The organism is Gelidibacter sp., from assembly GCF_035515035.1.
GTDB lineage: Bacteria > Bacteroidota > Bacteroidia > Flavobacteriales > Flavobacteriaceae > Gelidibacter.
Genome location: NZ_DATJCA010000075.1, coordinates 1 through 22,486 on the forward strand (window position 1 = coordinate 1; position 22,486 = coordinate 22,486).

At 39.0% G+C, this 22,486-nt stretch carries 17 protein-coding genes; 6 read left to right on the forward strand and 11 right to left on the reverse strand.

Annotated features, from left to right (window positions below):
* The 3 genes from VLZ86_RS05930 to VLZ86_RS05940 all read left to right on the forward strand — a co-directional run.
* On the forward strand, positions 1-1,475 hold a 1,475-nt coding region (locus tag VLZ86_RS05930; RefSeq protein ID WP_325449723.1), incomplete at its 5' end, for a GMC family oxidoreductase.
* A 2-nt stretch (positions 1,476-1,477) separates the two neighbouring features.
* Positions 1,478-2,080: a gluconate 2-dehydrogenase subunit 3 family protein gene (locus tag VLZ86_RS05935; RefSeq protein ID WP_325449725.1), complete on the forward strand. Its 603-nt coding sequence runs from the start codon at positions 1,478-1,480 to the stop codon at positions 2,078-2,080.
* A 114-nt stretch (positions 2,081-2,194) separates the two neighbouring features.
* Positions 2,195-3,019 carry a DUF1080 domain-containing protein gene (locus VLZ86_RS05940; RefSeq protein WP_325449727.1) on the forward strand — a complete coding sequence of 275 codons (825 nt, stop codon included), beginning with the start codon at positions 2,195-2,197 and terminating at the stop codon, positions 3,017-3,019.
* Positions 3,020-3,275: 256 nt separating this feature from the next.
* On the opposite strand, the gene VLZ86_RS05945 is transcribed toward VLZ86_RS05940, so the two are convergent.
* The 8 genes from VLZ86_RS05945 to VLZ86_RS05980 form a co-directional block, all read right to left on the reverse strand.
* Positions 3,276-4,859 (reverse strand): cellulase family glycosylhydrolase, encoded by a 1,584-nt coding sequence (locus tag VLZ86_RS05945; protein WP_325449729.1) that lies wholly within the window; start codon positions 4,857-4,859, stop codon positions 3,276-3,278.
* 36 nt (positions 4,860-4,895) lie between these two features.
* Positions 4,896-6,296 (reverse strand): aldehyde dehydrogenase, encoded by a 1,401-nt coding sequence (locus tag VLZ86_RS05950; RefSeq protein ID WP_325449743.1) that lies wholly within the window; start codon positions 6,294-6,296, stop codon positions 4,896-4,898.
* 202 nt (positions 6,297-6,498) lie between these two features.
* Complete coding sequence (locus VLZ86_RS05955) at positions 6,499-7,389, reverse strand: PKD domain-containing protein (protein WP_325449731.1); 891 nt, start codon at positions 7,387-7,389, stop codon at positions 6,499-6,501.
* Between the two features lie 111 nt (positions 7,390-7,500).
* Positions 7,501-8,973: a SusD/RagB family nutrient-binding outer membrane lipoprotein gene (locus VLZ86_RS05960; protein ID WP_325449732.1), complete on the reverse strand. Its 1,473-nt coding sequence runs from the start codon at positions 8,971-8,973 to the stop codon at positions 7,501-7,503.
* An 11-nt stretch (positions 8,974-8,984) separates the two neighbouring features.
* Positions 8,985-12,065, reverse strand: a complete 3,081-nt coding sequence (locus VLZ86_RS05965; RefSeq protein ID WP_325449733.1) for a SusC/RagA family TonB-linked outer membrane protein — start codon at positions 12,063-12,065, stop codon at positions 8,985-8,987.
* Positions 12,066-12,099: 34 nt separating this feature from the next.
* Positions 12,100-13,602 carry a parallel beta-helix domain-containing protein gene (locus tag VLZ86_RS05970; protein ID WP_325449734.1) on the reverse strand — a complete coding sequence of 501 codons (1,503 nt, stop codon included), beginning with the start codon at positions 13,600-13,602 and terminating at the stop codon, positions 12,100-12,102.
* A gap of 4 nt (positions 13,603-13,606) precedes the next feature.
* Positions 13,607-14,794, reverse strand: a complete 1,188-nt coding sequence (locus tag VLZ86_RS05975) for a cytochrome c peroxidase (protein ID WP_325449735.1) — start codon at positions 14,792-14,794, stop codon at positions 13,607-13,609.
* A gap of 31 nt (positions 14,795-14,825) precedes the next feature.
* Positions 14,826-15,470, reverse strand: a complete 645-nt coding sequence (locus VLZ86_RS05980; protein WP_325449736.1) for a TetR/AcrR family transcriptional regulator — start codon at positions 15,468-15,470, stop codon at positions 14,826-14,828.
* Positions 15,471-15,990: 520 nt separating this feature from the next.
* On the opposite strand from VLZ86_RS05980, the gene VLZ86_RS05985 reads away from it, so the two are divergent.
* Complete coding sequence (locus tag VLZ86_RS05985; RefSeq protein WP_325449737.1) at positions 15,991-17,043, forward strand: serine hydrolase domain-containing protein; 1,053 nt, start codon at positions 15,991-15,993, stop codon at positions 17,041-17,043.
* A gap of 180 nt (positions 17,044-17,223) precedes the next feature.
* Here the strand turns inward: VLZ86_RS05985 and VLZ86_RS05990 are convergent, their stop codons facing one another.
* The gene (locus VLZ86_RS05990) at positions 17,224-18,891 is read right to left on the reverse strand and encodes a formate--tetrahydrofolate ligase (protein ID WP_325449738.1); all 1,668 of its coding nucleotides are present in this window, start codon (positions 18,889-18,891) and stop codon (positions 17,224-17,226) included.
* 416 nt (positions 18,892-19,307) lie between these two features.
* Between VLZ86_RS05990 and VLZ86_RS05995 the strand changes: the two genes are divergently transcribed.
* On the forward strand, positions 19,308-19,544 hold the full coding sequence (locus tag VLZ86_RS05995) for a hypothetical protein (RefSeq protein WP_325449739.1): 237 nt from the start codon (positions 19,308-19,310) through the stop codon (positions 19,542-19,544).
* 298 nt (positions 19,545-19,842) lie between these two features.
* Positions 19,843-21,177, forward strand: coding sequence for a tyrosine-type recombinase/integrase (locus VLZ86_RS06000; protein ID WP_325449740.1), 1,335 nt, complete (start codon positions 19,843-19,845; stop codon positions 21,175-21,177).
* Between the two features lie 33 nt (positions 21,178-21,210).
* On the opposite strand, the gene VLZ86_RS06005 is transcribed toward VLZ86_RS06000, so the two are convergent.
* Entirely contained in the window at positions 21,211-21,879 is a 669-nt protein-coding gene (locus VLZ86_RS06005) for a hypothetical protein (protein ID WP_325449741.1), read from the reverse strand.
* The gene (locus tag VLZ86_RS06010) at positions 21,879-22,265 is read right to left on the reverse strand and encodes a BfmA/BtgA family mobilization protein (protein ID WP_325449742.1); all 387 of its coding nucleotides are present in this window, start codon (positions 22,263-22,265) and stop codon (positions 21,879-21,881) included. Before VLZ86_RS06010 ends, VLZ86_RS06005 begins: the two co-directional genes overlap by 1 nt.
* Positions 22,266-22,486 lie beyond the last annotated feature (221 nt).

Consider the following 22,486-nt stretch of genomic DNA (forward strand, 5'->3'; position numbering starts at 1 on the left):
CCAGAACAGGTTATACTACCTCAGCAGAAAGCAAACATTGGTTTGTGGACGACATCAAACATCCATATAACGAAACCAAGCGTTTTGATTGGATGCGCGGGTATCACGTTGGAGGACGGTCTCTTACTTGGGGTCGTCAGAGTTACCGTTTAAGTGATTTAGACTTTACTGCTAATATCAAGGATGGTCATGGAGTGGATTGGCCAATACGTTATAACGATCTGGCACCATGGTATGATTATGTTGAAAAGCATGTCGGCATCAGTGGCGAAGCTCTTGGACTTCCGCATTTGCCAGACAGCATTTTCACACCGCCAATGGAATTGAATTGCGTGGAGAGGGAATTTAAATCTCAACTTGCGAGTAATTATGACGATAGGTTGTTGACCATCGGAAGAGTTGCCCATCTTACTGGTGACCATACACATAAGGGCAGAAGCAATTGTCAATATAGAAATAGATGTATCCGAGGCTGTCCTTATGGTGCCTATTTTAGTAGTAACGCTTCCACCTTACCAGCTGCAGAAGACACCGGCAATATGACTTTAAGACCAAATTCCATTGTCCATGAAATTATTTATGACGACAAACTAAAAAAGGCCACGGGTGTTAAAGTTATCGATGCTGAAACCAAAGAAACCTTTGTTTTTAATGCTGATATTATCTTTTGTTGTGCATCTGCCATCCCATCAGCATCCATATTGATGCAATCAAAATCAGAACGTTTTCCAAATGGATTGGGCAACGATTCGGGTGAGTTAGGTCATAATATTATGGACCATCACTTAGGTGCCGGCGCCAACGCCAGAGTAGAAGGTTACGAAGATCAATACTATACGGGAAGACGGCCAAACGGTGTTTACATTCCGAGATTTAGAAATTTAGGTGACGAAGCCACTAAACGAAAAGATTTTGTTAGAGGCTATGGCTATCAAGGTGGCGGAGGAAGAGGCGGAATTGCTGAGCACGTTGCAGAAATAGGCTATGGTGAAAAGTTTAAGGAAGCCATTTTAAATCCGGGAGAATGGACCATGGGAATTATGGGCTTTGGAGAGTGTTTGCCATACCATGACAATAAAATGACCTTGGATTATGATAAATTGGACGATTGGGGTTTACCAACCATTACCTTTGATGCCGAGTGGAAAGAAAACGAATTGGCCATGCGGGAAGACATTAAACAGCAAGCTGCAGAAATGTTGGAAAAAGCAGGATTTAAAGAGATCACAACTTATGATGTGAGACATGCGCCAGGTATAGGTATTCATGAAATGGGTACCGCACGTATGGGCAGAGACCCGAAAACGTCAGTCCTTAATGGCAATAATCAGGTACACGGCGTACCTAATGTGTATGTTACCGATGGGGCTTGTATGACCTCAGCGGGATGTCAAAATCCATCCTTGACTTATATGGCATTAACTGCCAGAGCTGCTCACCACGCAGTTGAACAATTCAAATTAAATAAAGCGTAATTATGAATAGAAGAGACGCACTTAAAGGCTTGGGTCTATCTTTAGGCTATATTATTGCAACGCCTACCATTTTAAGTATGCTTCAAAGTTGTAGTACAAAAGCAGAAAAATGGATACCCATATTCCATTCCGATAAACAAGCTTATGTCCTCGAAAATTTAGTAGACTTGATTTTACCAAAAACAAAAGACACTCCCGGAGCCTTAGATGTTAATGTACCAAAGTTTATTGATTTATATGCGGCAAAATCATTGACCAACGAAGACAAAGAAATTTACAAACTTGGTTTAGACGCTGTCATGCAGGAATTGGGCATTTCAAACGAGCCTCTAGATCCTGAACAACCCATCACTTTAGAGACTGAGGATTTTGACGCCATTTTATCAAAATATTTAAGAATTTCAAAGGAGCAAAGACTGGCCTATATCAAAGATGAACATTTAGTTTTCATGACCTTGTTAAAAATACGTGACCAATCTGTTTGGGCCTATAAAACAAGTAAGGAGATTGGAACGAAGGTGCTGGTTTACGATCCAATTCCAGGGAGACAAAAAGGATGTGTTTCTGTAGAAGAAGCCACTGGAGGAAGATCTTGGGCATTATAAAACGGTATGTCAATCTTGGTAATTTCCTAAACCTTTTCGACGTCAATACCTCTATAGCAACAAACCTTTGGAGGTAAAATAAATGTTCAATAAAATCACCTAAAACTCAATTCCATGTTCAAAAGAATCAACCCTACAGTAATTGCTTTAGTTCTATTGTTAATTGTCAGTTGCAAAAAAAAAACTGAAGCTGAGGTCTCTGATCTGGAAGTTGGGGAAAAAGTGTCCGAAAACTGGATCTCCCTATTCAATGGCAAGGATTTAGACGGATGGAGACCCAAAATTAAAGGCCATGATTTTGGCGATAATCTGCACAATACATTTCGTGTTGAAGATGGCGTGATTAAGGTTTCCTATGATGGTTACGACGGGAAATTCAATGATGCGTTTGGCCATCTTTTTTATAAAACACCATTTTCAAAGTATATATTGAAAATACAATACCGTTTTACCGGCGATCAAATTGCTGATGGCGCTGGATGGGCCACTAGAAACAGCGGGGTCATGATTCACTCCGAAAACCCTAAAAATATGGCTAAAGACCAAAGTTTCCCCTTGAGTATTGAAGTGCAAATGTTAGGGGGCATTACGGAAGGTGTAAGTAGATCAACCGCAAATTTATGCACCCCTGGCACCAATGTGATCATGGATGGCAGGCTGATTACAGAACATTGTACCAATTCAAATTCTGAAACTTATTATGGCGATCAATGGGTGAATCTGGAAGTGGAAGTCCACAGTGATTCTCTAATCATCCATAAAATAAATGGCAAAGAAGTGCTCAGGTATTCAAAACCACAATACGGCGGGGCGGATATGGACGATTATAGTCCAGCCTACAAAGACAAGATTGGCCAAACGATAAAAGGCGGTTATATCTCATTGCAAAGTGAAAGTCATCCGGTAGAATTTAGAAATATTGAATTGTTGGAATTATAGTCGGCGTTAAAAATTCATAATGATGATGATGATGATGATGATGATGATATGATTAGATGCCGCTCCTATAGAGTTTATTCGTGCATTCGTGGCTAAAATAGTCATAGAAACTAAAGTAGATACAATGAAATTACAGGATTTTAATCTTTAACTAAATAACAAAACCCAGACTTCCATCTGGGTTTTTCAATGATCGTGGTTGGACTCCAACCCATTGGAAAAGTTTCACCAATGGATCGTGAGTTTATCGTTAATTTTATTTGAAAGTTAAATTTAAGTTTCTTTTTCCACCAGTTTCCGAAGCAGGAATAATTAAATATCCAGCATCTGAATCCTTAATTTTATCAGTGGTAAAGTCTTTAATCTCATCTTTATTTAATTTAGAAAGATGGGGAATATATACTACAGTTGGCGAATTATTGTTCTTAGTTTCTTCCCATTCCATCGTAAAGGTATGGGCTTCAAAATCATTACGATAACTTAACAACTCACCATTTGTATAGGCAGGATAAGTCCTCAGTAATACTTTTTTGAAGAACTCCATTGTGTCAAGCTCATTGGAATAAGACCAATACGCATTGCCAAATAAATAGTCTTCAATTAGGCCAACAGAGCTTATGGCGGTTGGAATGACCGTTTCTGAATTGTCATAATAAGCACCCCATTCTCCAACCCATACCGGCATTTGTAATTGCTCGCCCTTTTTCTTGATTTGATTAAATATATAACCCACCCGTGCATCTGCAGCTAACGCAGCGGCTTTGGTATCTACCACCAAGTCATAGCCATGTGCGGCATAAGCCACCAAAGGATCGGGGCTGCCGTCTGCCAACATCACACGTTCTATACTGCTGGCAACACCAGTATTGCCATAATAACTATGTTCTAAAAATAAAATATGGTTGGTGTCCACTTCTCGAATGGCATGACTCACCTTTTGATACATGGCTTGTAAATGCGTGGATTCAAATTCCTTAACCAAATCAAAAAGCTGACTGATCACGAAATTATAATTTTCAGCGGTAGAAATCACTTCAAGCGCTTCCATTCTACTCTCTTCATTAGACCACATGGCGCCCAATTGTTCTTCCGTAAGGACTTCTCCAGTCAATTTATAATGTAGTTGACCATAGGCGCCCAATAATATCATGGTAGATTGCACTCCTGAAGTGCCAGGAAAAGGTTCGTTCATTAGGTCATAGCCTATGACGGTTTTGTTATTGGCATAGCGTTTTGCAATATATTGCCATAAAGCGATATATCGGTCTTGAATGCCAACACCATCAGATGCCGGTTTATTGAGCCAAAAGTTGTCAAAAGAGGTTTGTACGGCTTCGCTCAACAAGTAAGCATCACTCCAAATAGCGCCCGTAGTGTGTGGTTTTCCTTCGTCTAAAGTGGCCCACTCTGGTGCGCCATCACTATACTTCACACTGTAAAGATCTTGGTGCATATCCAATACCACAAAAATATTATTGTCTGCCGCCCATTGGATTCTTTGGTCTATTTCCTTGAGATACGCTTCGTTATAGACTCCTGGTTCAGGTTCCAATCCGTCCCAAATAATGAGAAACCGAATCGTGTTGACACCCTGCTTTTTTAGTTTGGCATAAAGTTCTGGACCGCTTTGAAAAATATAACCTTCCTCAATGTTCTTGCTGCCCACATTAACCCCATTTAAAATCACCTGACGGCCCAAATCATCCACAAACCGATCTCCTTTTACGGTAATTGTAGTGGGTAAAATCGGATCATTAACTGCGGGTTTTTTATCGTTTTTACAACTTAAAAATACGGTCGCAGTCAACAATAACACGAATACTTTTTGAAATTTGATCATTTATTTGATTCTTATGATTTGATTAAAACTGTCGTTTTAAAAAAGGTGTTTAATTTTCTTTACGAAATTCATCGGAACATTATAAGGCGGGTATCGCACAGGCGCTTCAAACCAATTGGCTTTCTTAATAATCGCTTTATGATGTGAGAAAATATCAAAGGATAATTTCCCGTGGTAAGCTCCTATCCCACTTTGGCCTACGCCCCCAAACGGCAATCTTTTATTGGTGATTTGGATAACGGTATCATTGATGGCGCCACCTCCAAAGCTATAGGTATTGATAATTTTATTCTGAAACTGTTTATTGTTGGAAAACACATAAGTTGCCAAGGGTTTGCCGTAATTCATGATATGCCGATCAATATCGGCATCTGTTTTATAGGAAATAATGGGTAGAATTGGTCCAAATATCTCACCTGCCATTAACTTGCTGTCCAATTTAGGTTCATTCACTAAGGTTGGCGATAGGTAATTGTCTTCATCATTGCTCTGACCACCAAAAAGGATCTCTTCCCCTACCAACATGTCCTTTAACCCTTGATAGTGTTTTTGATTCACTGTTCTGGAGAAATCTGGCGAGGCTTCCATGTTTTCGCCATAGGATTTTGTGATATTTTCTTTTAATGCCACAATCAATTGGTCTTTGACCTTTTCATGCACCAAGATATAATCTGAAGCAATACACGTTTGGCCGGCATTTAAAAATTTCCCCCAAACAATGCGTTTTGCTGCCAAGTCTATTGCTGCGCTGTCATCTACGATACACGGGTTTTTCCCTCCCAATTCTAAGGTTACCGGAGTTAAATGCTTTGCAGCACTCTGGTAAACTATTTTGCCGACGCCAGGGCTTCCGGTAAAAAAGATATAATCCCATTTTTCAGCCAACAATTCTTGGGAAACTTCTACACCACCTTCTACTACCGTAACATGGGCGGGATCAAAAACAACTTTGATAATTTCCGAAATTATGGCAGCGGTATGCGTTGTAATTTCCGATGGCTTTACAACAACCGTATTCCCCGCAGCTACAGCTCCGATAAGCGGTGCGATGGCCAATTGAAACGGATAATTCCAAGGTGCAATCACCAATACAGCGCCATAGGGTTCCTTGTAAATATAATCTGAGGACGGCCAGTTCATCCAACTGCCAGAAACTCTTTCCGGACGTGCCCAACTATCCATATTGTTGAGTACATGTTTAATTTCAGCCAATACAAATTGCGTTTCAGCCGCCAAGGTTTCAAACTTTGGTTTTTTGAAATCGGCATATAAGGCATCGCAAATGGCGTCTTCCCGTTTTACGATTTCTTCCTGTAAGCGTTTTAATGCTTTTTTTCGAAACGACACCTCCTTTGTTTGTTGGGTTTGAAAAAAATCGATTTGTTGTTGTATTATTTTCTGGACCATTTTACGCTCGTTTGTTGTCAATTTATAAATAGTATCACCTTAACAGTTCATTGCCAATCTTCAATCGATTTTGAATTGGCTTAAATCAATAAGATCTTAAATTGAGTCTTCATTTTAAGAAAGTGGCTCCCGACCTTCCCAATAAAATGGTGCAATCGAAAACCACTTGACCTCAGGGGATTTAATTATCAAACCTATTATTTTTAAAATTCTATTCTTCTATAACGGGAATTTACTGTGCTTCCAATGACAAATGGAACAATAATGTCGGTTTGTCGTAAACGGAAGGTTCTGTATGGATCCCTATGGCGATGTTCATGCTTTTTGCTGTGATTTCTTTCAAAATTACCAAGACTTCCATGTCCTTGAATCCGAGATATTCACCTAAAATCAGTCGTTTTTTATTTGTGAAATTGACTGGCCCTTCAGCGGCATCTATGGTAAAATCGCCTTCAAAAAGTTCCCAAGTGGCATCTGCCGCCGGGGTATAAAGTACGGTAGCTAACGGAACGCTCTGCGGATCATAGGAAACGGCAGTAATATTTTCGCCGTGCATGATACTGGCATAAACCAATCCCATGAGACTTTGTCCATCTTTATTATCCACTCTATAAGTGCCATCATGTACAAAAGTGAAGGTGTCTTCATAAGAAGCTCCCAATCCCACGGCATCTAAAAGATTATCAAAGGCAGGTAGAAAAAGATTCAATTTATTATCTACCGGACCTGCGCCTTCTTTACCAGAAGTGTAGGCTTTTTTAAGTCGCCATGATTTTCCGTCTGGTTTGGCTTGGCCTCCCGTCAACAAAATCTCCAACGATTCCTGAATGGTCACGGTCTTGGTTTCAGAAAATGTGCCATTAGGTCCTGTAACCGTCATCACTACTGTATAATCGCCGGCCGCTGCATAGGCATATACCGGATCTTCTTCTGAACTTGTGGCACCATCGCCAAAATCCCAAGAAATTGAGGTAGCGTTTTGCACAGTTCCGTTAAAAGTAACCTGTGTGCCTTCTACTAAAAACTGAAAATCGGCTAAGGGACTGTTATTATCATCATCTGAACTACAGGTGAAGAACAGGATGGTGAGCATCAATACGCTCAATATTTTTATATTTTTCATATGGGTGTATTTAGTGTTTCTAATAGGACCTCTGGAATTTCTTTATGATTTTTATCTCTTAGTAATGAATTTAAATCCATGCTCATTTCCTATAGGAATATTTATTGAAATTTAATTTTTATCCCACCAAACTGGGGTATCTATCTTATTGGCGCCCTGTCTCGAAATGGCTTCCAGAACATTGTCATTATTTGAACTCAATTCAAAACTTGAGTATAAAAATCGTTTTGGCAATACACCATTGGTGACGCCTGGAGCTAAATTTGCAGCGGTTCTATCGGCGATAACCGGATATCCCGTACGTCTGATGTGCGACCAACCTTCAAAGTAGTTTGGAACGAGCGCTACCCACATTTGGGTACCGATCTGCAGTTCGACATTGCTCCCCGTTAATGAAGCCTCTGGACTTGCCATAAAATCCACAATGTCTGAAGCAGCGATGTCCCACTGCTTTAAGGAGACTTCAATACCTTTTCTATATAAGATATTTGCTTGAGCGGGATCATTCGCATAAACCAATGCAGCTTCAGCTCTTAGCAACCAAACTTCTGATGCAGTCATGACATAAAGCTTACTTTCTTTTGAAGAAAGCGCGAGGCCCATATCCGATCGGGCGGCAAAATTAGAATTTCCAAAGGCGGTATCGTCTAAACCATTGGTCATGCCATTATACGCACCATTGCCATCTTTACTGACATAGACTTCCAGTCGAGGATCATCAGTACCCTGTAATTGATCTATCAACATGGTGGACATTTTAATGGACGGGTATCCCGTACGCATGGTAAACCAAGCGTTTCCATTACCTTCTGTTTCAATCATAAAAGCATTATGATCGTTAGTTTCCATTAAAGGTTCCGTTAAACTCTGCGTAACTGTTTGTCGGGATAAGGTATTATTGGCATCCCGAATCCGCATGGCCAATCGGAGACGCACGCTATTGGCAAAACGCACCCATTTGTTCATATCGTTATTAAAAATAGGATCTGAATTAGGGTACCCCATCGCTGGATCAGCGCTTTTCAAAATGGCAATACTAGAGGACAAACGTAAAATCATGTCTTCGTAAATTACTTGTTGCGTATCATATTTTGGATGAATAATACCTTCCGTTTTTCCTTTGCCACCTTCCATATAGGGTATTTCACCAAAGGCATCTGTAAGTTTAGCATAGCCAAGAACAGCAATCACGTTGGCCATGGCATGGCGGACCTCGTTTTTAGTGTCTTCCGCAGAGGTGATTTCTAAAACTTCCTCTATATGCCTAATGACTCCCCCATACATTTCCGAAAACATACTGTTGTAAAGGACGTCAAAACCATCACCATATTGATCTGGAAGTCGTGCTGTACTTCCTGCCACAAAGTAATGCCCGTAATGCCCGGCAAATCGCGCTACTGACGCATCGGTTGTACCTTGAAATAGGCTTCTCACCGCTTTTGTAAATAATGCCGCGTCATCTATAGAAGTTACGGCATTGGGGTTATCCCTTAAATCGTCCAAACGATCCTGGCACGAAAAAGACATTCCCAATATGACCATTACGACTAATATGTTTTTCATTTTGTTTTGTATATTTTTCATAATCATCAGGATTAAAAGTTGATTTTTAAATTAAGGCCATAACTTCTGGTAGATGGCAATGAGGAATGCTCAAGTGCCGTCCCTGTTGGCCCGCTACTATAACCAGCTTCTGGATCAATATCGCCAGCGGCGTTATAAAAATAGAATAAATTTCTCCCGATGGCTGAAATGCTTCCAGACTGGATGAATGAGTTTTGCAACAATGATTTCGGCAAATCATAAGTTATAATCAACTCTTTAAACTTGACGTTGCTCGCATCCAAGATTTGATCCGTAGCAATTTCATTGGTAAAAATATCCGAATATTGTTTTAGCATGGCCGGAGAAGGCGTTTCATTAACAAACCCGGTGTTTTCATTTATACCATCTACAATGATTCCTGTTTCCCTGCCTTCTAAACTACGGGCATCTGTTCCAAAAAACATTCTGTAGGCACGCCCATAAGAATAAAATTCGCCGCCCTCCTGAATAGAAATCAATGTACTTATGGAGAAATTCTTATATCTAAATTTATTGGTGATACCACCATACCAATCTGGGGTGATGCTTCCAAGTTTTACACGCTCGCCTTTTTGAGCAAACCCATCATTGGTAATCAATTTTCTTCCAAAATTATCACGTAAAAAATCATATCCATAAATGCTTCCAAACTCTTCCCCTGGTCTTGCTTCTACGGAAACAGCATTGAGAGAGTTCAACGTGATACTCTCCAAACCGTCATTTAAGGACTCTACCTTAGAATTGCTCTTGGTAAAGTTAAATCCGAGGTCCCATGAAAAATTGTCAAATTCCAAGGGTATGGCGTTCAATTGAAACTCATAACCTTTGTTTGCAATGACCCCAGCGTTGACGACTTTAGAAGCATACCCCGAGGCACCTGAAATAGGCACCGCCATAATTTGATCTTTTGTTTTAGTTTCATAATAGGTAAAGTCCAATTGGAGACGGTTATTAAAAAACCCGAGTTCTGTACCTACTTCCCAAGACTCTGAAGACTCTGGCCGTAAATCAAAAGAAGGTAAACTTGATGGAATAGATCCTACCGTATAGGGTAAGGTTACCGTTTGATCTACATTGTAAACTGCCTGGGTTCTATACGGACTGGTATCATTACCAACCACTGCAAATGAACCTCTCAATTTACCTTTGTTAAAGGTATTTGACTCTATGCCCAATAATTTTGAGAACAATAAACTCATGTTTTCGGAATGGTACCAATAAGAGTTGTTTTCTTTAGGTAAGGCTGAGGAGTTGTCATTTCTTAAGGTGGCATCAAAATAAAGGAATCCTTTATAACTAAACTGTCCCAACCCATAAAATGAATATACGCCCTTTTCTGAAACACCTTCTGAGCTATAAGAGTTTTTATAATTACTGATACGATATAAATTAGGCACCTTGGCATCGTTTCCTGAGATATTTACATAACTACTATACTCATCTCTGTAACTCGATCCTAAACTGAGGGTCATTCTAACATCTGAAATATTGGTGTTGTAGGTGGCTAAGATGTCAGAATTCCATACGCGACTTTTCCCATTATCATGTCCGTAATTGCCCAGACCATTACTTTGAAATTGCGATCCTCTTGCGGCATAATTGGTATAATCATAGATGATATAGTCCATACCCGTTTTTCCTGTCACTTTAAAGTTGTGGGCAATATCCCAATTGGCAGAAATGACACCTTGAAAACGATCCTTTTTATCAATATTTTTAACATTATCTTGAGACCAATAGGGGTTATTGAAGGTATTATCCAAATTCCATTTAATCTCTTCGCCATTGGCATTTACCGTATTATTTTTTACATCGGTCAACCTAATATCCCTTGGCATTAATGACAATTGCAAAGCGGTGTTAGCGCCATCTTCTGCCAAAGCCGGTCGGTTATTGACTTTAGACGTCAAATAGGTCATTTTCCCATCAATACTAAAGCTATTGGTCAAATTTGCCTTTCCTCTAATATTGAAGGTTTGTTTGGCCAAAGTATTATCTACATTAATACCGCGAGCGTTTTCATCGGTAATGGACATTCTAAATGATCCTTTTTCTGATTGGCCTTCAAAGGCAACAGAATTGGAGGCAGAATATCCGTTTTGATAAAACTGATCGTATGGATTGCCATGTGCCGTATAATTATCAGGTTGCCCCAACCAATTGGTATACGCCTGTCCTTCCATTTTAGGACCCCAACTCCAAGAAAAAGGATAATCCAAAATAGGTCTTCCATCTGCTCCAATAGGTGCAAAATCACCAAACGCACCAGCACCGTATTCATTTTGTAAATCAGGTGTCAAGGCCACTTCCGTAAAGGTGAACGAGGAGTTCAATGAAACGCCAATCCCTTTCTTTTTACCCCCTGATTTGGTAGTCACCAAAATGACGCCATGCATCCCCAGCGATCCGTAGGCCGCTGCCGCACCCGCACCTTTTAGGACACTGATGGATTCCACATCATCTGGATTAATATCCGACAGCGCATCCCCACGGTCCACACCACCCCATTGAGATCCTCCACCAGCATCGCCGCTTATCGGAATTCCATCAACAACTACAAGTGGGCGGTTGGATCCGTTGATAGTGGTTACGCCTCTCAGTAAAATTCGGCTTGAGCCATCAACTCCGGTATTGGCCTGGGTAATTTGGAGTCCGGAAACTTTTCCAGCAAGGGAGTTCATCACGTTATTCTCTTTGGCCACATTGACTTCTTCCGCAGAAACTTGCGAGACAGAATAACCGAGCGATTCTTTGTCTCTCTGGATATTTAAAGCGGTAATGACCACCTCATCCATTTCTTGTGCGTCCGCTTCTAGTGATACATTAATGGCCGTCTGCGCGCTTACCAATACTTCTTCTGATTTATATCCCAAATAAGAATACACCAAAACATCAGTATCTGTGATACCATTAAGTTGATAGTTCCCGTCAAAGTCTGTGGTAGTACCCTTAGTGCTGTTTTTCACCATGATGGAAACGCCAATGAGTGGCATGTTTGTTTCTTTTTCCAGCACTTGACCAGAAACGGTTTTTTGTGCAAATGATGTGATTGAAAACCCCACCACCATCACAATTAAGAGAAATTTGTTCATGTAGTTTTGATTTGATTAGTTAGCATTGTTTCTGTTAATTCGTCATTTGTAAGATGTATTTGGCCACTGCCATTTTAGCCTCATCAGATAAATAATCTTGTGGTGGCATTTCAGGATAATCATCTCTAAGGTTGAGAGGTTTGGTGATATAATTCACAATTCCCTGTGGGTTATCAACATAAATGTCTTTGATAATTTGGGTGTCCACGCCAATCAATGTGGTTCCTAAAGCATGACATCCGGCACAAACACCATAATAGGTAATTTCACCCAGTTCTTGGTCTGTGACAGATCTTGGTGGAACAGGAGTGCTGAGCATAAAGGTTTTGATGTCTTTGGTATCTTCTATTTGCGCAGGACCATAATCACCTAAACCAAAGGTTCTATATCGGTTTTTATCCCTAATGGTACTTCCAATTCCGCCACCATAGGCAAAAATATCCGGACCTTTGGTTTCCAATTGGGTCATCATGATGGCCTTAATTTCACCAGTTGGGTCTTCGCCATTACCAAACATGATATTATCCAAAATAACCACGCGGTCAGGATTTCCTTCTGAATTGGGATCGTTTGCCTTGGGATCACCGGTTGCTAAATCGACGATGGTGATTCCCGTATTGTTATTTCCTGTAATGATATTATTCTCAACAATCACATCATCTGCCGCCATGATAAGGATTCCCGTACCAGGAGGAATGCTGGCCACGGTAGATCCTGGCGCTCCAAAATTGGGATGGTTATTGTTGACCACGAAGTTGTTTCTGAAGATGATGTTAAAGGCCGTTTTAATAGGAAGTCCCGGAGTGATAAAAGCCAACAAACCTCCTGTATTATTATGGACATAATTATTTTCGACCAAACAATGTCTGGAGTTTTCAATTTCTATCCCGGCCACACTATCAAACACCTCGTTATGAAGGACGTCAATATTGTCGCACATCCCCACATAAATAGCGGCATCGGCAATAACGCTCAATACGTTATGCTCGATCAGTCCGTTTTTTCCAAACTGCGGGAAAATGCCGTAAACGCCAGTATCAATAATCCAGTTGTTGCGGATGATAAAATTATTTCCGGCCTGTCCCATAATACCGTTGCCCTTATAATTGATGATTTTAAAGTTTTCAATTAAAATGCCATTCCCGGAGTATAAAAACCCATCGTTAATTTTATGTTTTCCATCCAGAGTTGGCCATTCTCCTTTAATAATAACCCCTTGCAAACTAATGTCATCTTTATCTATATAGACGTTCTCCGAATAGGTCCCTGGAAAAACCCGAATTAAATCGCCAGGATTGGCCGCTTTAACAGCCTCTTGGATGGAACCTCCTTTTTTGACTTCGATAATTTGACCGGTAAATTCCTTCCTTTGCGCAACTTGAGTCGTGTCACCTGAATGGCCTACATTCCGATATAGCATGGTTGAGGGCATGGGAACGGTACTTTCTCCAGAAGTTCCAAGCAGTGTTCTTCCTAAAAACACGCCTATGGCGAGCAATAGAATACCGCCAATAATTTTAAATAGGGTTGATTTCATCGTTTTATGGTATTAAGGTTTGTTGATTAGTAAGTTTTAATCCAGAAGGCAAGGTTTCAGGCATTTTTGGCATAAAAGATTCGTCGTTCAATGTTTTTAGAAAATCAACGAGGCGGTCCAATTCATAATCTGACAATTGAGGCTCCCAAATATGCCAATGGATATAGAGTTTCTCATCTTTAGGCACCGCATGGCCACGCCCTTTTGTATAAAACTCCACAGCTTCTCTCAAGGTTTCAAATTTTCCCGAGTGCATATAAGGTGCGGTAAGATCAATGTTTCTAAGCGTAGGGACTTTAAAAGCGCCGCGCATGGATTTATCAGCAAAAGGAATTTCAGCACCAGGATCTAATGGCAAACCATCCGGTTCTGGAGTTCCTATAACTGCAAACTGTTGGTTGGTAAATAGTGGTGGGGTATGACATTCTGCACATCTGGCCACAAAAGACCGGAACACATTCATCCCCTCAATTTCCTTTTCGTTTAAGGCCGCGTGATAGCCATGGGCATATTGGTCGTATTTACTGTTCAAGGAAATTAAAGATGATTGGAAAGCGGCAAGGGCCTTAAATATTTCTTGTAGTTTAATATCCTCTTTCTTGTCTCTATCAGGATAAGCTTCAGCAAATAACTTCCTGTAATTATCAATATTATTTAAGGTGTTTAATAGATTTTCAGGATTATTCGCCATTTCTACTTCTGAAAATAAGGTCATCTCCATTTGCTCTTCTAAAGTCGCTGCACGACCATCCCAAAAAAGACGTTTTAAATAGCCAACATTCCAAAGTGTTGGTGCAGCACGATCCAGTTTCAAATTATCCTTGCCAATACTTGTTGGCAAACCATCACTAAACCCTTTGTTGGGTTCATGACAGGTGGCGCAAGACATAGAACCGTCAATGGACATTACGGGATCAAAAAACAAATACCTTCCCAAATCGATCTCTTGCGGTGTAAATCCGTCCCGTATCTCTGGCAGTCCTGTTTGAAGACCGCCTACGCCTTGATTATTTGGAGAATCATATTGTTGATAAAGATTTTTGGAAATGCACTTATTCTCTTCATTAAGTTTAAATCCTGGTGGACAATGGCAATTAAGTACAGCTAGATCGGTATAGCTTTCAGAGCTGGGTGACAAAAAGAAAAACATCAAAAGTCCACTCAATAGGACTCCGATGATACTTAGTGTCAAAATTGTACTTTTATTTTCCATTTAAGCTTGACTAATTAGGACATATAAAATTGAAATAACTGTTAAACACCTTCTCATATTTCTCCATCAACATGTTTTCAATATCCTGTTTAACGGTGGAGTTATGGATCGCTATCCCTTCTATCATTCCAATAATCTGGTAACTGAGTATTTCTGCATCCAATTCTGGTTTGACTTCGCCGTTTTGAATCCCTTCATAAACAATGTCCTGTACAATTTTGGCATAGGCTATAGAGGTATTTCTGAACTCCTTTCTCATTTCAGGAAAATTTTCACATTCCAATTGAAAATGAAACAAGCGCTGAACAGGATATTTTATCCCATTCTTCCCCATCGATTCCACCATGGCAAAAAGTCCCACCCCCAATTTATAAATCATTTTTATCCGATCTTTGAATGGAAGTCCTTCAAATAGGGATTTGTCAATGCTTAATGTTTTAAAAAAGTAGCGATCCAAAACCTCGGATAAAATCCCTTCTTTATTCTCAAAATGGTGGTAAATACCGCCTTTTGATAAATTACTAGCCTCCATTATGTCTTTGATAGAAACAGACTGGTAGCCTTTTTTCAGAAAAAGTCCATAAGCTTTTCTTAAGATCAATTCCTTATTGGATATCTTTTTTTCATAACTCTCTTGATCCATTACCTTATTCATAAATTAACTCTGAAATAGTTGCATAATTCTACAAAAACCGACGGGTCGGTTTGTAAATATATAAAAAATTATATAATATCCTAATACTATGTTAAATACACGGTCAAAAAAAAGAAGATAAACTGCAGTAAAAAATATTATTTTTTTGAAGAAACTACTACTATTAATATCGCTTATCGTCCTTTAGAAATCAGTTTTATGAAGAGAAATCCCGAACAAATCGCGAACGGTTTTCTAAATTTAATGGTGCAATAATAGCAAGCTAAAACCTATAAATAAAGATTGATTAAAAGAAAAAACATCAATAAAAATTAGATTATTTACCTTATTTTCGGGCACTGAATTAAAATTATGCTTGTTAAAAACACTTCAAATCACGCCGTTAGTTCTCTGAATAGGTGTAAAGTATCAGATCATACATACCCTTTAGTAATTAAACCTAAATAATGATAAAGCAACTTCTTAATCTAGCTTGTCAATCTGCTTAATCAGTTTTCAAGCCTATGGTCAAGAATTCAAGATGGACAAGATGCAACTTGGTCAGTATTTACACACCTATCACGATAAGCATCAATTCGATGGCATTGCATTGATTGCCTACAAAGATTCAATCGTTTATGGCAAAACTAATGGTTATGCAAATAATGAGTTGGGGACGCCTTTTAAATTATCGATTAAATTTCAAATTGCATCTTTATCGAAACAGTTTACCGCATTTGGCATTCTAATATTAGAGCAAGAAAACAAACTCAAAACAGAGGATTATGTTTATCAGTACCTACCTAAATTTCCGTTTAAAGAGATTCAAATCAAACATCTAATGAACCACACTTCGGGACTTCCAAATTTTGTTGACGCTATGTGGAAAGACCTTGACACCACCAGAATCAATGGAAATAGGGAGATGTTGCTGATGCTGGAATCCAAGAAATACCCATTGCAGTGGTCTCCCGGATCTAGATGGGAATACAGCGATATTGGATCCTGCACATTGGCGAATGTGATTGAAAAAGCGAGCGGAATGAATTTTAAAGAGTTTATGGAAGAACGTCTGTCTAAATCTGCAGGAATGACCAATACATCCGCTGAGTTCTTTACCGATTATCGAACCATTGATAATTCTGATCTGGCCATGGGCTATGTCTATGATGCCACTAATAACATAAAAAAAATAGCTTATCAATCGCCAGAGAACAGCTTCATTTACTGGTTGGGAGGATTTTATGGGGACGGCTCTGTAGTGAGTACCGCCGAAGACTTGTTAAAATGGGACAAGGCCTTATATGAAGGTGAAATAGTCCACCCCGAAAGCCTCAAAAAAGCCATAACGCCAACAAAATTAAATGACGGAAAATTAGCCGATGCCTGGGGAACGGGGTACGGATTCGGGTGGTTTTTATACCATTCAGAAAACTTTGGAACCGTACAAACGCATTCGGGCGGTCATCCAGGCTACAGTAGCAGAATGACCCGATGTCCTGATACGGAAATAACCATAATTCTTTTATCAAACCTATCAATCCCCGAATTTTGGAATTTCAATATCTTAAAGGAACTCGAAAAACAACAATAGTCACCAATCACACCAAAGATACAACTACGATTGATGGTTGCGTAATGATTTACACGAAAAACTTAAACCAAGCCACTTCATGTATAGAGGCACACCTACCTAATCACGTATCGGTTTGTCCCATGATTTGTCCATATCCAATATCCTATTAAAAACAAAGAGTTCCGAATTTTGCGCGGTTTAAAACAAGCCTTCAATAATACCATTCTTGTCAATAGTAATTTTCTCAGCAGCAGGCGTAGCCGGTAATCCTGGCATTCGTAACATGTTCCCAGCAATGGGCACGATAAACCCAGCCCCTGCGGCTATTTCAAATTCCCTAATATGAATATCAAAATTCTTCGGACGCCCCAATCGTTTCTGGTCATCCGTAAAACTTTTTTCTGTTTTGGCCATACAGACCGGTAAATTACCAAAGCCCATCACTTCATATTTCACCAATTGCGATCTCGCGAGATCGCTTAAAATAACGTTTTCACCCCCATAGATGGTTTGACAAATCTTTTCCATTTTGATGTGCACATTATACCCAAGATTATAGGTAGGCATAAATTGATCCGTAGAGGATTCCGCTGCACTGATCACTTTTTCTGCCAGATCCAAACAGCCCTTACCCCCTTTTTCCCAACCATAGCTCAAGGCTACGGGAATAGCCAATTTTTGACAATGATCCTTCAATACTTGAATTTCGGCTTCCGTATCCGTTTGAAAAGCGTTTATAGAAACGACGATTGGGATTCCAAAACTTTTCAAACTGGCAATATGCCCATCCAAATTGGGAAGGCCTTTTACAAGCGCTTCCACATCCTCTTGGGTAATTTCTTTTAAGGATTTGCCACCGTGGTATTTTAAGGCCCTAATGGTAGCCACCACTACGACAGCTTTAGGAGAAATACCAGCGGCACGACACTTAATGTTCATAAATTTTTCCGCTCCCAAATCCGATCCAAATCCTGCCTCTGTTATGGTATAATCACTCAAGCTCATCCCCATTTTTGTGGCTACAATAGAATTGGTGCCTTGGGCAATATTTGCAAAGGGACCGCCATGGATAATTGCGGGATTTCCTTCCAGGGTCTGAACTAGATTAGGTTTTATAGCATCTTTCAAAAGGACCGCCATGGCACCTTCTGCATTCAAATCTTTGGCAAAAACGGGCTTACCTTGCCAAGTGTCACCTATATAAATCGTTCCGCATTTTTCTTTTAGGTCTTCTAAATCGGTGGCCAAGCACAAAATCGCCATAATCTCCGATGCTGCGGTAATATTAAATCCCGTTTCTCTCGGTACTCCACCAGCTTTACCACCAAGTGCCGCCACAATAGTTCTCAATCCCCTATCATTCATATCCATACACCGTTTCCAGACTACCGTTCGAGGATCAATCCCTAAGCTTCTCGATTTACTTTGGATGTTATTTTCTATGAGTGCAGAAAGCAGGTTGTTTGCTTTTTCTATCGCGTGAAAATCGCCCGTAAAATGCAGGTTAATGTCCACCATTGGAATGACCTGGCTCCATCCTCCACCAGCGGCACCTCCTTTAATGCCAAATACGGGTCCTAAACTAGGTTCACGAATCACCGCAACAGCATTCTTTTCTAAAATATTGAGCGCATCAACCAACCCAATGGACGTTGTGGTTTTTCCCTCACCGGGAGGTGTTGGCGTAATGGCGGTGACTAATATAAGATTGTTCTTTTTTACTTTTTCATTATCAATGATATCTAAAGGAAGTTTTGCTTTATCGTTACCGTAGTACTCCAGCTTTTCTTCAGGAATAGCCAACTTTGCGGCAATTTCTTTGATATGTTTAGGCGTAACGCTTTGTGCAATCTGTATTTCTGTCATAAGATCAATGTTTCTTTAAAAAGTAGCATAAAGGTAAAGTTTCAATAATTGAAATTACATGACCGTTGTCATTCTCTTTGCAAGCTGTAGTTTGAACTGAGCGCAATTGAAATAAAACGGAGTTTGCCCTCGACTTTTTTTTGTAGAGAAAGACACTAATTGGCGATCGTAATTTTCAAGTTATAGAAATTTACATAAATATTGCCACGACCACCTTAAAAGAGAAAAAGAATCCGTTAGATTTTTAAGAAACTATAAAGGATAGTTGAATATATCTAAAATTGGCAGTATAACGAACATATGTTCATTATGTAATTGTTGTGCGTTTAGCAAAAAGACTTTACCAATTCAGTATTTTCTGAATTTTAAAATCATAATTTTATATAAATGACATAGTCAACAAAATATGATAGAAAATGAAAAGAAGGGAATTAATAATCGGACTACTTGCTGCTCTATCATTTACTTTAATCGCAAAAACTACAAAATGGAAATTTGATATACGCCCGAATAGAGGTTTTAAAGTTAATTCAGGTGAGGCAAGATTTGGTAAGCATTACAAGATGAAAGGGGTAACTCTGAATATTTTGGATATAAAAATTTCTGGAAGCGACACTGAAAACGATTTGGCTGTTTTTGACCATAAAACATAAACCACATAATCTTCGGTTAGTCCCATCTGCGAATGCATAAAATGAAAAAAGCCCCTGAAAAATTTCAAGGGCTTACTTAGTAGCGGGAACAGGACTCGAACCTGTGACCTTTGGGTTATGAGCGTAAAATAATCGAGGCTCAAAAACCCACAAACATCAATAAAATCAATGGTTTCAAGCGTATTTCATTTTTTTTGATTTCAATTAAATACAATCAAAATCAAGTTATTCTGTACCTATTCTGTACCCCTTTTTCTAAATCTTTTATTATCTTTATAACATTTCAAATATAGTTATTATGGCTTCTATAAAAATTATTAGGCGGAAAAACAAAGAAAGAATAGATGGCACTGCTCCCCTTGCTTTGAGAATCAGCGAAAACTACAAAACCAACTATGTATTTATAGGCCAGTATGTTTTAGAAAAAGATTGGGATCACAACACGGGGCAAGTAAAAAGAACATATCCTAATTCAAAGAAGTTAAATAATTTTCTGTTGAAAAAACTCACTGAAGCCAATGACATCTATTTTGACAATAAAAACGACAGCTTAACTCCAAAACAGATTAAACAAAAATTAAAAGGGCCTGGTGGGTCGAAATCCTTTTTTACCGTAGCTGCTGAACGGATACAAAGCAAATATGACCGAGGGACATTTTCAGTTGTGAAACCACAACTATCCATACTCTATAATATAGAAGAGTACTTAAATGTAAAAACTTCTCTCCCAAAAGATGAAATTATAAAAGGGATTAAAGAACGAAGGAAAGAGAGACTTAGTAAAGCCAAAAAATCGGAACTTACATTTACAGACAGTATAAAATATTTCAAACAAAATAAGACATTAATGTTCAGGGATATCGATGAGGCTTTTTTAGAAAAATTTCAAACATTTTCCGCGGCATACCTTAACCAAAAAGCTCGAACAATAACCAATCAACTTATTTTCATAAGAACCCTCTTCAATGTCGCTATTAAAGATGGTATTGTCGCACCAAAATATTATCCTTTTGCTGGTGAAAAACAAAAGATACGCATTGGATCTGGGAACAAAATTGGTTTAACCATTGAGGAAGTTGAAAGGCTCGAAAATTTAAAACTTGAAGAAGGCACTTCAATCTGGCACACACATAAAGTTTGGTTAATTTCATTTTATTTTGCTGGGATACGTATTTCAGATGTTGTAAAACTAAGATGGTCAGACTTTAAAGATGAGCGCCTATATTATGTTATGAACAAAAATAGCAAACCTCTCAGTTTGAAAATCCCGGAGAAAGCGGATGTCATACTAAAACTTTACAAAAAGTATAGTAAAGAAAACAATGGCTATGTTTTTCCCTTTCTAAAAGATGCAAACGTTGAAGATGCTGAAGATATTTTCATTAAAACAGGAAATAGCACCAAACTTTTTAATAAATTCCTGAAGAGGATTGCATTGCAATGCAATATTGATAAAAATCTTTCAAACCATATTGCCCGTCATACATTTGGTAATATTGCCGGGGACCGAATACATCCCTTAATGCTACAAAAACTCTACCGCCACAGCGATTTAAAAACTACTTTAAACTATCAAGCCAACTTTATCCACAGAGACGCCGATGACGCTTTGGATAGTGTGATAAACTTTTAAAAATATAGTGAACGCAGTTTGAACTTAAACAGGTCACAACGGCTGACCATAATCCTTCTTTTTTGTTGTATGAAGATTACTCACATAGCCAGAATTTGGCATGGTCCTTTTCCTCTCTAATTCACGTCCTTTCTCAACAAAATTTCGCGCGGCCAGTTTCCAGTCTTTAATTGGTAGTCCTCTACTTAATTTCCAATCCCTCTCTTGGTAATACTCATAATATTTTTTTCCTTCATCAGCAGTCCAGTTATTTGTTTTAAAAAAAAGTAAAACTTCCAAAATATTAAATGGCTTTGCCTGCCCTGCCAGTTTGTTTTTGTTTATATATGTTTTTTGTTTATAAGAAGGTACCATATTTTGGACTGGTTCTGGGATCCTCTTAGCCAATTTTTGGCGTGGTTGGGTATAAAAAATGGCCATCTTGATTACCGATCCTCTCCTGGGATCATAAGAAGGATAATATTGTAAATACCCCCATTCATGTAAATCTCTCAGGATATTATGATAGGTTGTTTTTGATTTGATCTTTGCCCTTACCATAGTCAATTCTCTATTGATGGTAATCGAATTTTTAAAAAAATCCCGATTCCAAATATGAAAGAATGCCAGGTACAAGGTGATGTGGCCCTGTTTGATCCGATGATCATTATTGAAGTGCTCAAGGGCTTGATTGAGTTGGGTAATGTAATTTACTTTTTCCATTATTTACGGGTGTTATTGATTACTGAATCTTTTTCGTGGTAACGGACCTGCCCCATCTCCTCGTTCCTATTTTTTTCCAGGATCAGTTTCTTTTCGACTGGCTCAGTCTGTTCAAATAGTGCTGACAACATTGCAACCGTAGGCAAGGTCTGGCCTTTTTCGATGGCCTTTATTATTGCTATAATCGCATTCATCCGTTTCTTTAAATTGGCTTCAATGGATCTCCCAGTGGGACCTAATTTTTCTTTTGGTGATATTTCATTGTAAAAGAAAAAATCAAGAACGGCTTCCATCGTTTCCGTATGGGTCTTGAAGTGTGTTTTTGAAAATGTCTGAAAACGTTTTGCAGTTTCCCGCTTAAACCTGATTGTGATGAATGAGTCCATTTTTTCGCTTTTTTTGTGCATTTGACGTAAAATCATCCCATTTTACAGGTATTTCCAGAGCATTTGACGCAAATTGATGAAATCTCAAAAACTGATTAAAATACAACTAATTGATACACAGTTAATTAAATAAGAAAAGGAATGTGTAACGTGGCTCTGCCCGTTACCCTCTTGCTATTCCTTTTCGTCCCGTGAAACGGGACAAAAACCTCATGCAATCC